10 protein-coding genes are annotated in these 13,226 nt (G+C 55.1%); 8 read left to right on the forward strand and 2 right to left on the reverse strand.

Annotation, left to right across the window (positions count from 1 at the left end):
- Positions 1–245: 245 nt before the first annotated feature.
- The gene (locus L21_RS10545; RefSeq protein WP_143727280.1) at positions 246–566 is read right to left on the reverse strand and encodes a hypothetical protein; all 321 of its coding nucleotides are present in this window, start codon (positions 564–566) and stop codon (positions 246–248) included.
- A gap of 1,540 nt (positions 567–2,106) precedes the next feature.
- Here L21_RS10545 and L21_RS10550 point away from each other — a divergent pair.
- Complete coding sequence (locus L21_RS10550) at positions 2,107–3,120, forward strand: GNAT family N-acetyltransferase (RefSeq protein ID WP_074370437.1); 1,014 nt, start codon at positions 2,107–2,109, stop codon at positions 3,118–3,120.
- 636 nt (positions 3,121–3,756) lie between these two features.
- A complete protein-coding gene (locus L21_RS10555; RefSeq protein ID WP_256713042.1) occupies positions 3,757–4,644 on the forward strand; it encodes a polysaccharide deacetylase family protein in 888 nt (295 codons plus the stop codon).
- A gap of 98 nt (positions 4,645–4,742) precedes the next feature.
- Here L21_RS10555 and L21_RS10560 read toward each other — a convergent pair whose 3' ends face one another.
- On the reverse strand, positions 4,743–6,290 hold the full coding sequence (locus L21_RS10560) for a lipopolysaccharide biosynthesis protein (protein ID WP_083608960.1): 1,548 nt from the start codon (positions 6,288–6,290) through the stop codon (positions 4,743–4,745).
- Between the two features lie 550 nt (positions 6,291–6,840).
- Between L21_RS10560 and L21_RS10565 the strand changes: the two genes are divergently transcribed.
- From L21_RS10565 to L21_RS10590, 6 genes are all read left to right on the forward strand, one after another.
- Complete coding sequence (locus L21_RS10565) at positions 6,841–7,323, forward strand: polysaccharide deacetylase family protein (protein ID WP_074370440.1); 483 nt, start codon at positions 6,841–6,843, stop codon at positions 7,321–7,323.
- An 85-nt stretch (positions 7,324–7,408) separates the two neighbouring features.
- Entirely contained in the window at positions 7,409–8,419 is a 1,011-nt protein-coding gene (locus tag L21_RS13610; RefSeq protein WP_083608962.1) for a GNAT family N-acetyltransferase, read from the forward strand.
- A gap of 305 nt (positions 8,420–8,724) precedes the next feature.
- The gene (locus L21_RS10575) at positions 8,725–9,090 is read left to right on the forward strand and encodes a DUF8044 family membrane protein (protein WP_143727281.1); all 366 of its coding nucleotides are present in this window, start codon (positions 8,725–8,727) and stop codon (positions 9,088–9,090) included.
- Positions 9,091–9,147: 57 nt separating this feature from the next.
- Positions 9,148–9,945 (forward strand): DUF7982 domain-containing protein, encoded by a 798-nt coding sequence (locus L21_RS10580; protein WP_074370443.1) that lies wholly within the window; start codon positions 9,148–9,150, stop codon positions 9,943–9,945.
- 455 nt (positions 9,946–10,400) lie between these two features.
- Positions 10,401–11,483 carry a CapA family protein gene (locus L21_RS10585; RefSeq protein ID WP_074370444.1) on the forward strand — a complete coding sequence of 361 codons (1,083 nt, stop codon included), beginning with the start codon at positions 10,401–10,403 and terminating at the stop codon, positions 11,481–11,483.
- Positions 11,480–12,715 (forward strand): glycosyltransferase, encoded by a 1,236-nt coding sequence (locus tag L21_RS10590; RefSeq protein ID WP_074370445.1) that lies wholly within the window; start codon positions 11,480–11,482, stop codon positions 12,713–12,715. Before L21_RS10585 ends, L21_RS10590 begins: the two co-directional genes overlap by 4 nt.
- Positions 12,716–13,226 lie beyond the last annotated feature (511 nt).

The raw sequence follows: 13,226 nt of genomic DNA on the forward strand, positions 1-13,226 counted from the left end.
ATAACCACACGGGAAGTCCGTACCGATATCACCGGGGGCAATCCGAACGTGCTTCTCACAACTCCGGTTAATTTATGGACATGAGGGCGTGCCAGCCTGGCGGGAAGGCCATTGCCGCGGCACTCGCCTCTACACAGGGCGGCGTTTTCCACTACGCTCCGGCAGCAAAACAGGCAGGCTTTTCAACGATCCGCCGAAGGGGCCACAAAAGCCGTATACCGGGAGTACGGAAGAAGTGGAAGGATTCAGGGTTCAGTCCGCTTCAGCCAGGCTTCCCTCCAGAAAAGCAAGCACGACCTGTCGCAATCACTGTGCCTCTTCCCATCGCAGTAGACCCCCTCCAGAAAAACCGTAGGACTCCTTAATATTCTTACTTCACCGTTAGATTCAAGGGTGATTGACCTTACTTTTTTAAATACGCGGCATTTTTTCCCACAAAAATCCTCCATTTCCGGCATGAAGAGCAGACCTTTGTATTTCCCATTCTCATCAAGCGTGGAGCGTATTTCTTCTAAAGACCGGACCTGGACAAATTCACCGGGTTGCAGATCGAGTACCTCTTCCACAGGCATAACCTCCTTTTGGGTAACAGTTGGTCGATTTGTGCTGCAAGTGTCGTCGCTTAAAGGTGAAAGTATCGGCTGAACTTGCCTCCATAATGGAGCGACGTATGGAACTTGTTTAACAATAGGTACCAGAGGAGCCTTGATAGAATCATTCCATGCTCTCTGCATGCGGAACACATATGACGGCCGCGTAAATCCGTATACCTCCTGAGCCATGAAGGTACAGGGTATTGCACGTTGGTTCATATTCCCCCCGTTACTTTTACCAAGAAATTAACTCCTGGACACCACCGACCAGCAGTCACACACTTAAATCCATCCATTGCAATTATCAGGATTTTACCGGCATATCATGGACTATTTCCGGAAAGGGCGCAAGATTCAAATCACATTGTTCCATTTCATCCAGCAGCGCGACCGGCCTAAACTCCTGATTTGGCAGGATTCAGGTCGGCATAGTATATAAATCATTTGCTGCAGGTATGATTCCCGATACGTGCGGAGAACAATACAGGGTCCAGGAATTAACTCTGACCCCTGATTCGAAACGGGGCGGTGTACTGAATGATAACTGAAAAGAGTTTCAAATCATTTTCTCTCAAATACTCTATATCTCCAATCGACCCTTTTTTCAACGGAGTATGGTTGCCAATGAGGTCGTCCCAAAAAGGTCTCCGAACCTTCGCCATACCCTAATCAGAGCGCTTACTTCTTAGGAGTCTGCCATCTGAAACATATCCAGGGTATTGAGGGTGAAACGGCTTTCCGTTGGGAACTGCACCTCCGGTGCTCGAGCTCCGGTTCTACCGACCATCGCTTATCGCACCGTTAGGTGCGAGGAACAGAGCTTGAGCACCGCTGGGTGCGGGGGAAGGAGTTTGAGAAGTCCGAAGGGCTTCGAACGGGGTGTCCCCCTCCCGGTAACAGTGTTTTGGGATAACCTCAATGATTCTCACCGGCGACCCAAACCACAAGGCCTTAACCATCGAAGGCGGCTCCGCTGCGACGGTACCCGGGCGGAAACAGGAGCAAAATCCCGGTCCGGATGCAAACATCACATCCTCATGAATAAAAACAGCCATGTGACCGTTCGGATCGAGACAGTCGCTGCATCGCTTCATAGCGCCGGATCGATATCTCTCGAAAAGAAGGTTAGCTTACCGGCACAAAAACTATTTCGGAGTGAAAACTCAGGCGTCCACGGGCAAGGCCGTGCACAGGGCTGCCCGTGGCCGCCCTCTGCCGATCAAGGAGAAACAGGGAGGCAAAGACATCGAGAGAGCCTGCTCCCCGGCGGAGCAGCCGTTCGGCCGGCTCGGGCCGGTCCCGGATGTCGGCTGCTTCACGGTCACAATCGTTAAAACCGCCTCTGTAGAACGGCTTCAGCCGCCCCCCGATACCGCTCAGTCGACATGGGGAGAAGGTGCGATCCACCGGCGAGGTTTTTCCACAGGGCCAAAAAACCGTCATTACTCATTAATACCCCACATTGTGTCATATAGAAAGTTTTTTTTACATTTGGAAAGGTAATGGCCCTTCCATGGGCTATTCCATACAAGAACTGTCTGAGGAGAATGCGGAGGCCTGGGATGAGTTTAACAACCGGTGCCCGGAGGGGACATTTTACCATACCACAAAATGGAAGAGTACACTGGAAAATGCACTCAAAATCGACCTTAAGTACTGGATCCTCTGGAAAGAGCAGAAGATAGTCGGCATATTCCCTTTGAGGCACCGCACGATAGTATTTCTAAACGGGCTTGATCCTATCCCCTACTCAGGATTCAACAGTATCCTGCTGGATCATGATTTCAATCCCCGAGACCTGAATGAAATACTCGCTCTGTTCGCATCGAAGTACGCGTTTTGTTTATTGAATATGAATAATAAAACGCTGTTGGACCATATAGGATACAACCATCATCCCACCGACAATACAGGCAATATGGTATTGGACTTACAGCAGAAATCACCAGACAGTGTCTGGGAAAACTTCCCTGCCAGAAAAGGACAGAGAAAGTTTATTCGCAGGTTCGATGAGAAGGGATTTGAAATCCGTGAACTCCGCCGACAGGAAGATGTGAAAACGTTTTATCGGTACTATGCTGAAAACCTCATACGTATAAACGCAGATATTCTGCCTTTCACTTTTTTCCAGAAACTTCTGGAAACATATTCGCAGGATGAGATGCGTGTAACATTGTTATCGAAAGGGGATATGTATGCCGGGGGGTTGCTCACCTTCGTCCATCCCGCCAGCAAGACAGCATATTTCCAGTATCTCTCCCTGAATCGAAGTCTCCCTAACACATATCACCCCACCTACGCCCTCTTCTGGGAAGGGCTTAATTGGGCGTGGGACAACGGATATCAGAAGGTCTCCTTCGGCCGGCAAAATATGGATCCAAACAACGCCCGTTTTCGAATAAAGACAGATTTCGGAGCGGAATACCTGCCGATATATTCGAGGGCAGTCCTGTTCTCTAAAACTACCTCATTACTCTATCAACTCAAAGAAATATATCGTGGAAGCCAACGTGAACAGAACCAATAAACAGCGGAGCCTGACAGTGCGAGGGGATGTAAAAAGGCTTGAAAATGTAAATCGAACGTCCCGGACGCATTGGCCATCAACTCTATCCCGGGCACGGTTCTCCGTGTCAGTAACCGTTTACTCAAGGCTGAAGTCGCCTAAAACCCTCTCTGCCGGGCGGGGCCGACCTTCAAATTCCACGTGTGCATAATAACGGGGCCGGGGGCGCACATCACCATCAGGCATCTCGTACGGATTCCGCCTCCCGACATGTTATCCGGGTGCCGGCATGAGGCTGAAATAGAAGCCGGAGATCGCTTCTCGTCAGGTGAACCTGCAACCTGCAGGGTCTCATGACCGTTTCGGGCTGTGCTCGACAGCAGTGCGGATCGATGATGGGACACGGGACATGATGCCGTGCTTTACCATATCCTGCCATTTTTTGGGAGAGGTGGGGAAAAGCATAATATCTTCCATTCCAAGTCTGCGTGAGGGAGTCGTCTGCAGAGAATAGATCTGCTCAGGCAGGACAGTGAGATCTGGAACTTGTTTACCAGAAAGGAAGAGTACGATGCGTGCAGCCGTGACCGGTATGACCGGTTTCCGTACTACAGGAGTTGCCACCGGGACATATCCGTACCCCGGGCATCACAGTTGTTGACAGAAAAGGGCTACTATTGTGAATATCCGGAAGCACAGCCATTCGCAATCTGCCTGACACACGATATTGACACGGTATACAGGCCAATACGATCCAAAACCCTTGAGATCCTGAGTGCACTGAAGAACAGGGATCTCGCCCGTGCCGGTCGGATCGTCCCACAACTGCGCTCGAAAAAGTATCCTGAATGGAATTTCAACGAGATTGCCGCTCTCGAGGAGTCCTACGGAGCTCGCTCCAGTTTCTATTTCCTGGCCCTTGAAGAGGGGGACAGGACCTACGCATACGCGATCGAGGATCTGGAACAGGAGATGGGTGCACTCCTTGACAGGGGGTGGGAGATCGGGCTGCACGGAGGATGCGAGGCCTGCCGTGACCTTGAGCAGCTGCGGAGAGAGAAGCGGCACCTGGAAAAGGTTCTGAATCGGACGGTAGACGGATATCGAAATCATTTTCTCAAGTTCCGGGTGCCGGGCACCTGGGAACTGCTGGAACAAGCAGGGTTCCGATACGACACCACCCTCGGGTACCCGGACTGTATCGGGTTCCGGAACGGGATGTGCCACCCGTTCCGGCCGTTTAACATGAATACCAGCCAGGAAATGAATATTCTGGAGATCCCGCTCGCAATAATGGACCAGACACTGCTCTCCTACATGCGGTTGAACACGGAGCAGGCCTGGACTCAGACAGAGCGCCTTCTCGATGCTGTCGAACGGCATAACGGCGTACTCACCATCCTCTGGCATAATACGTTCATGACCGGTACGTCGCTTCAGTTCTACCGGAAGATCCTGAAGTACGGTCACGAGAAGGGCGCCTGGATGACAAGCTGCAAAGAGATTGAAGCATGGTGGCAGAAGAGCGGAATGCAGCCCCCTTGACTTCATGTTGCACCTGTCCTTAACACTCTACGGGCGCCGTTTACCCTATGATCCCGGCACCCTCTCCGACCGATCCGGGGACAATTTTCTCAAGCCCGCTATCGAAAGAGACCTAACCGCTCCATCCAATCGGTGTGCTTTGTGGGATTCGAACCCTGGATCATCCCTATGAGTTCGCTACGAAGCAGGGGATCTGTAAAGAAGATCAGGAGATAATAGGCAACCGCGGCTATACCTGCGATCCCAAACAGGAGTAAGAGCGGGAGCCCGACATATACCCCGAGCATAAGAGGGAGGGAGATGATGATGCTCAACAGCAGGTGCCGGACCAGACTGAGCATGCTGTCCCGGGATCCAGCCCCGGATTCCCGCAAGAGGTAGACGCTCTTCGCTCCCCATATGAGCATGCCGCCGATGGAGAAGATAGCGAGGGTTAAGAGAGGGTTACCGGAGGCGCCGACGACAGAGAAGATGGCCACCCATGCACATAGGGTCATGACCTCGAAACATGAATAAGTCTTCTGTTTCTCCAGAACTCCGAACAGCGTTGCAATCGGTGAGACAATGAAAACTGCGAAGAGCCAGGGGGCGAGGATCTGTGCATAGGTACCGGCGGTAAGCCAGTTCGCCCCGAAGACAAAGGTGAAGAGATCCTCGGCAAGGATGATGAAGATGATAAAGGGGAAGATACCAACGGCGATAAGCCGCGTATGGACCTCCTTGACGACGGTCTTCACACCACCGGTTTGATTCATCTCCTCGCTCGCTTTCTGATAAAACACCTGGGAGATGGCTGTTCCCACCATCGCCATCGGCAGTTTTACTGCCATTATGGCAAGAGCATAGTTGCCGAGGACGGTGGGGTTGAAGAAGTAGGCGAGCATGAAGGCAGGCAATTCCCAGGACATGCTGTTTGCAAGGTTTCCTGCGGTTCCATAGGACGCGAACTCCCTGTACCGGACGGCAAGTTCCCTCATCCGCCTCACCGTAACGGATTTTAAGTGTCTGGCGTCCTCCTGCGTTCCGAAGAGCATGAAGAGATCGGCAAGAGCAAAACCCGCCACCGAACTGAGGATAAGACCCAGGGGGGAGGCGATGAACAGCCCGCCTCCGATCTGGAACACTCGTGTCGAGACCGAATTCACAACAATGCCCTTGGAGAGTACGCCGTACCTCGCCTTCCGGGAGAGCCACCGATTCAGGATCACGAAGAGACTGTTGAAGGTGATGAAGACCGGGAGCCATATGAGATAATCGGCGATCATCGGCGTTTCAAAGACTGTCCCGAGCCAATCTGAAAACCCGATGAAGACAGCGCCGGCTGCGGCAGAGGTGCCTAAGATACAGACGATACAGAGCACGGAGACATTCATGGAGTCCTCATCCTTCTCCGGCAGCATGATGACATAATGGTAGGAGAGGGAGGAGATGACCACGAGCACCGCGGCAATAGAGAGGAAGAGCTGGGCGACGCCGAAATACTCCGGGGAGTAGATCCGCGTAACTACCGGGATGAGGAGGATGCCGACGACCTGCGCGAGCACGGTGCCCGTTGTCAGTTTGAAGATATTGCTGAGGAAACTTGCCACGCGATTCCCTTGTCTCCTATCCAATCCCGGAGGGGCTATATGTGTTTCGCCCTGCACTCAGAGAGGGTTCTAAAATTATAGACGGATACCGGGCAAGAGGTTCCGGAAGCATCAGAAACGAGGGAGGGGCGTCTGGTTCGATCCTGAACTCTGCAAGAAGCGCAGTGCCATCGAACGGTTCTCCAGCCGGATCGAGGCATTCAAGAAGATTACTTCCCGATATGAACGCTGTGAGACCTCGTTCCTCGGCCTGATCCGCCCGGCATTTGCTATCACGAACTGGAGAATTACGGGATGAACTCAATATCAACGCCACCAACAACCTCTTCCTCAAGGCAACCATGCAGATGCATGAGATCTTCCGGCAGAACCCGCAGATATGACGCCTCTTCACCTATGCGGAGATGTGCAGTGAAACATTCAGTGACGACCGGGACCGGTTCCCCCACGATGTGAACAACCACCGTGAGCCCTTTGAGCCCCGGGCCTCACACCGCCTCGCCGAGCACAGGGCTGCCACTCCGAGGACCCGATATCCAGCCGTTCGCTCTCTGCCTCACCCGTGTATCGACGGGGTTTACCGGTCGCGCTCCCAAGGTGTGATGCATTGCGGCCCCTGAAGGCCGGCGAGATCACAAAAACTCTCACCGGCACCCGGCAGTTCCGGTTGAAGGAACTTCCCGGGTTCAACTTCCGGGAGATCACGGCCCTTGAGGAGGGGTGCGGCGCCCGGTCGAGTTTTTACTTCCTCGCTCTCGCAGCCAAGAAGCAGCAGCTGGAAGCGGTCCTCGGCCGGCCGGTCGTCGGCTACCTCAGCCGAGCGGGGTTTTGCTGCGAAGCCACCATCGGGTATGCCGACGGCATCGGTTTCAGGGGCGGGATGTGCCATCCCTTCAAGGTTTATGACCTCAAGGCCGGCCGAGAGATTGATATCCTAGAGATCCCTCTTGCTGTTATGGACCGCACATCCGATGGTTATATGCGGCTCGACGCCGGAAAAACGTGGGAGCTCACCCGGTGCCTCATCGACACAACCGAGCGCAGCCTGCCATGGGGGGTTCACCCATTCTCCGGCATGATTCCTGCATGAAGGAGGGGCTGAAGATCTACAAGAAGATTCCGCGACACTGTAAGGGGAAGGGACGACGCGGGGCGGAAATTGCCGATAGATTGATATGACGGCAAATGACCTTGAAGCGAGAATTCTTGAGTTCCATGAGTACGGTTTGTGGAACGAACTTGCTGTTCAGTCTCCTCAAGGAACCATCTTTCACAATAGCGACTACTTGCAGGTGGTTGCAGATGCCTCCTCGAGTAAACTCAAAATCTATGGGTGTTTTAAAAATGATGAACTTTTAGGTGGGTGTTCGCTGTTTGTAAAAGACTGGGGCGGGGTCGTTTCTTATGCGGTATCATCGGGACCTCTCACCCCATATGGAGGTTTTCTCCTCCCGGGCCCGGACACCTCAAAAGTGCGCGAAAGTGAATTGGTCCAACACGGCATCATCAATACACTCTGTGACAGCATCCGGGAAGATCGCTATTCTTCAATAACCATAACCAACTCGCCGGATTTGGCGGATATTCGACCCTGTTTATGGCGCGGCTGGAAGGGAAGTGTGGCGTATACGTATTACATCGATTTAGAAGGCAATTTTTCTGAGAGATTTTCAAAGAGCGTTCGAAGAGAAGTGAGGAAAGCAGAAGATACTGGTTTGCATATTGAGAAACTCAATGATGCTGCGACGCATCATAAGTTACTTACTCAAGTATTTGATCGTCAAGATCAGGATACTCCAGTTGAAGAGAATTTTTTTACGAGCATGCTTGGCCTCACTGAGAGAAAGAAATGTGGCGGCATGTGGGTTGCACGAGATGAGTCTGAAAATATCTTAACATCCCGCATCTGGATCTGGGATAACAAAAGGGCATATGCCTGGAGTGCAGCTTCGAACCAGGAATTTCGGGACAGTGGGGCAAATCGGCTCTTATTTGTCAGTCTTCTTGAGGAGATGCAGAAGATGGGATTTCATCAGGTCAATATGATGCATGGAAATACACAACGCCTGAGTTATCATGCGGCAGGGTACAATCCAATTTTGGTGCCGTATTATAGCGTTGCAAGGAGGGATTTTGTCTATAACCTGGCATCGACTATCCAAACGGCAATAAAGAACCGCAGATGAGAGTGAAAAGCGGGACATTTGAAGGATATCCCCTGGGGCAGCCCCGAAAGTAAGCGTGAGCAGCGCCGGGTGCGAGCGGATGTTCTCTCCCAGACCCTCCCCCGAGCGGCGGCACCCGATGGGAAGCCGTTTCACCCTCAATACCCGGGATATGGTTCAGATGGAAGATTCCTAGGGAGTAAGCTCTCCGATTAGGGCATACCGAAAGATTCGGAGATATTTTTGGGACGGCCTCGCATCCTGCAAGAACCTCCCGGGAAATATGAGAGGCGGCTGAAGCATGGATGGGGGGATGTGATAGCGTAGTGGGGCCACCATCAAACCCGCAGACCGTCCCCGGGATCTGCTCGGGCCTCACCGAAGGGAATATATGCAATACCCACGATTTCAGGCATGTTCCACCGATGCGTAAAAGAGATATTGCACCAATCGCTCTGATGGTCTGGATGCTCACCGTGAGCAACCTTATGGGTATATCCTACGGCTCGGACTTAAAATATTTTATAGCCGTCGCGCTTGTAGGGTTCTTCGTCATTCTCTACCTAATTCACCCGGTGTTCTCAAAACCGGGGTACATCCGCAATATCTACCGTATGGGAATTGTTTGTGCGGCGCTTTTTTGTCTGATCATTATCCTGAGAGTACTGGAGTTGATCGAATACTTGAGTTGACCAGCATGCAAGGGCCGTTCCACTCCCTATCCAACGAGTTGCCCTTAGATACCGGGTATGACAATGAACGGGTATAACCATTACAGAATCGGCTCCTACCTCCTCATCGGCTTTGCACCTCTGCTTATCCTTGCAGCCGTACTCACCGATCCGCAGGAATACATGCAAAGCCCGTTCCTCATGCTGAGCGCGACCTGTTTCATCGGAGGAGGCTTTCTCTTCGCTCTCAGCGGAGATAAACCCATAGATGCACGGCTTGCCGGCCGACTCTCCGTGCAGGGCATCCCCACCCTCGGCCACATCATCCGTGACATGGGCGGCTCCGGGCCCGCGGTTTTTCTTCCACCGGAGAGCGAAGGTGGGAGCGTCACGCAATTCACTTCGACCCGGTCCGATTACAGATCCTTTGCGGCTGAAGGCGGCGGATTCACGTACCATAACGGGAGCACGGGCATCCTGACCCCTCCCCTGGCAGCTCCCCTCCTGGATGACCTAAAGAATGACAGCGATCTCGCCCTCCCAAAGGATTACAGTCTGCTCATGGGAGCGATCCGCGAGGTGTGCGAGGAAACTCTTTCGGTTACCGAGTGGATGGACATCCGGAGAGAAGGTGATCGGGTAATCTTCACGCTGCACAACTATCTGCTCTTTTCAGGCTGCGCTTCGCTTCACGCGGAGTCCCCTGAGTTCTGCATGCTCTGTCCATGCTCGATCTGCAGCCTGATCGCATGCATGATCGCTGAGGGCCTCGGGTGCGAAGTCAGCCTGAACCGGACTGCTCTGGACGATGCCGACCGCTCACTCCGAGTAGAGTTGTCCTGCGCCTTCGCGGAAAAAACCCCGCTACCGGCCTGATGGATATTCGAGGAGAGAAGAGTCGTTGCGGCATCAGTCCCCTGCTTCATCACCGGTCAGTGGGGGTAACTCTCATCATCTGCCGCCCGGCGATCCAGTACATACTCGGTGCACAAGCAGTTAATGGTTCGGCATCCCGAGTTCCACCGTTACCGGTGCGGCACCATGCCCCAACGGGATTCGGGAGCCCCGGAAAAGCCGTATGCGTCGGGATACGCATGCTGGAGGTCATAATCAGGGCAAAATATATATCCTTGGATCGCCTGTCAGGGACTCAACGTATCGGGGAGGGAAGGCAGTATTCACGATTACCCGTGCATGATACTATCTCTCGCAGATGCCGGCAGAGTTCCACCGATCCGGCTCGAGGGGGTGGGGACCTTCAGATCGACGATGAAGACCGGTTGCAGGCCCGGATCTTCCGCCCCGGGCAAAGATTCCGCAGGAGGAGCGGTGTGACATCGGTGCGGCTGCGAGCGGTCGGAGACGTGCTGCTCTGGATGAGGAACGGCAAGAGGCCATTTGCCCTGGTCCAGCACGAACTCCGGCGGAAAGATCTGCTCTTCGGGAACCTGGAGACGGTGCTCTCCGAGAGCGGAACCGAGAGGAAGAAACGCTGGGTCAATACAACCCCCCCGGAGGCGGGCGAGTACCTCAGAGAAGCCGGGTTCGACATCCTCAGCGTGGCGAACAACCACACGCTCGATATGGGCCGGGAGGGGTTTGAGAAGACCCTCGAAGGGCTTGAGGTCCGCGGTATCGCCTACGTCGGAGGGGGAAGAGGCGATGAAAGACTCCCGGGGCTGATCGTCGAGCGGAGCGGGATCCGGTTCGGTTTCCTCGCATACACGACCGGAAGGTTCCGGTCGCCGCCGGGTGTCACCGTCGCCAAACTGAAGAAGAAGAACGTCATCGAAGATATCAGGGCGCTGAAGGAACGCACCGACCACGTTGTCGTCTCCCTGCACTGGGGGATTGAGAACACCTACTACCCCTCGCCCGACCAGGTCAGGCTCGCTCACGCCTTCATCGACAGCGGGGCGACCCTGATCCTCGGGCACCATTCGCATACCATCCAGGGGCTGGAACGGTACAAAGACGGGCTGATCGCGTATTCGCTCGGGAACTTCCAGTTCGACACCGAGATCTTCAAGGAGGGGATCAACAGCACCATGATCCTCTCGGTGGAGTTCGACCGGCACGGCATCCGGGATTACACGACCATTCCCTGCGTCATCAACAGCGACTTCCAGCCCGGGGTGGCGGAGGGACGGACCAGGGAACTGGTGGAACGCTGGATCGCGAAGTGCTCCGAGAGGGTGCGCAACGGGGGCGTCACCCGCCAGTGGTGGTTCGAGCAGATCGGCGAGGACTACCTGGAGTACAACCTGGAGAGTTACCGTTACCGGATCCGGCAGCACGGTCTTGCGCCCCTGCTCGAGTGCGGGGTCTGGCTCTTCACGCCGTTCTGTCTGAACTGCTACGCGGGCCTGATCCGGAAACGGTTCCGGGAACGCAGCACGGGGGGACGGGCATGAAGGTTCTGCAGGTGACCCCGTTCTTCAAACCGCTCTGGGAGTCGGGCGGGGTGGCACGGGTCGCATACGATATCTCACGGGCCCTGCACGAGAACGGGCACGAGATCACCGTCTACACGACGAACCGGAGCATCTATCCGAACGATCTGCCGACGAATCGCGTCACCTCCGTCGACGGGATGAACGTCTATTACTTTGAGAATTTACGAAAATACGCCCTGGGTGTGACCCCGCCGGTGATGCCCTACCGCATGCCGGCGGTCGCGAGGCAGGAGATTCCCGGGTTCGACCTTGTCCACATCCACGACCACCGCACCATGCTCACCATCATCGCCTCGCACTACGCGAGGAAGTACGGGATACCCTACGTGCTCCAGGCACACGGGGCGCTCCCGCAGGATACGGGGTCAAAACGGATGAAGCGGCTCTTCGACCGGTTCTGGTCGGATACGGTGATCCTCGGCGCCGCGGGAGTTATCGCGCTCAACGAGACGGAGGCCGAGCGGTACCGCGAGCTGGGTGTTGCCGACGAGAAGATGGCGATCGTCCCGAACGGCATCGACCTCGCCGAGTACCCTTCCCTCCCTGCCCGCGGCAGGTTTCGTGCGGCATGGGGGATCGACGACGCTGCGAAGGTCGTGCTCTACCTGGGAAGGCTCGACCCGACGAAGGGGATCGATCTCTTGATCCGTTCGTTTGCCGTGGTCGCGCGGGAGGAGGGCGACGCCATCCTGGTGCTGGTGGGTGGAGACATGGGCCACAACGACGAGTTCAGGCACCGGGTCGGCTCGCTCGGTCTCGACGATCGGGTGGTCTTCACGGGGTTCGTGAGCAAGGAGGAGAAGATGGCGGCGTACACCGACGCGGACGTCTTCGTGACGCCGAGCTTCACCGGTTTTCCGGTCACGTTCCTCGAAGCGTGCCTCTGCGGGACACCCATCGTGACGACGGGCAAGGGGGATCTGCTCGGGTGGATCGACAACACCGTCGGGTTCAATACCCGGTATACACCGGAGGCCCTCGCCGGCGCCATCGGACGCCTGCTTACCGACGAAGCGTTGCGGGCAAGGTTCGGGGAACAGGCGAAAGAACTCGTCCGGACCAGGTACAACTGGGAGACGATCGTCCGCGACATCGAGACGTTTTACGCGAAGGTTGCCGGGAGCGCGGAAGGAGGTGTGCCGGCGGGGGTCTCGAAAGGGACAACACCAAAGGCCCCGGATACGTTGTAGGCGCACCCGGCCGGAGGGCGGGTGCGTGAGCACCGTTAGGAACGACTGCCCGTAGGACAGGAGTTCGAGCACCGAAGGTGGGTGTTGCGATGGGCGTTCGGAAGGCCGAAGCGAGGAAAAAGTCCGAAACAGTGGACCGTGGTGGCTATCGCCATACGGGGGAGGCGGCTCGCGGGGAGGGGGGAGTATTCCCCCCTCGCGGCGATAGCCCCTCGAAAGCCGTACACGGGGCATGCAATGTTCCGACTGAAACGGCTGTCCGCAGGATGCAACCGGCCGGAGTGAAACTGTCGGAACGTGCGACGGTTCATTAGTATGACGTTCCGAAACGCGACTGGCTGGAAGCGCCATGGTGCGAGCACCGAAGGTGCGAGTTGCGATGGGCCAAAGGGCCGGAGCATGAGAAGGCCAAAGGTCTTCGAGTTGCGACTCCGGCGGAACAGCGGGTCGGCACTATCAAAATTCTCCGAGTATCTCATCCACCCGCCCTCCAGCCGGTACAAAACTAAAA

Origin of the sequence: Methanoculleus chikugoensis, from assembly GCF_900095385.1 — an archaeon.
Taxonomy (GTDB): domain Archaea; phylum Halobacteriota; class Methanomicrobia; order Methanomicrobiales; family Methanoculleaceae; genus Methanoculleus; species Methanoculleus chikugoensis_A.

Excerpts from the sequence above, each read along its gene's own strand:
- L21_RS10550 (WP_074370437.1), top strand. The coding sequence starts at position 2,107 with ATGGGCTATTCCATACAAGAACTGTCTGAGGAGAATGCGGAGGCCTGG.
- L21_RS10580 (WP_074370443.1), top strand. The coding sequence starts at position 9,148 with ATGACAATGAACGGGTATAACCATTACAGAATCGGCTCCTACCTCCTC.
- L21_RS13610 (WP_083608962.1), top strand. The coding sequence starts at position 7,409 with ATGACGGCAAATGACCTTGAAGCGAGAATTCTTGAGTTCCATGAGTAC.
- L21_RS10590 (WP_074370445.1), top strand. The coding sequence starts at position 11,480 with ATGAAGGTTCTGCAGGTGACCCCGTTCTTCAAACCGCTCTGGGAGTCG.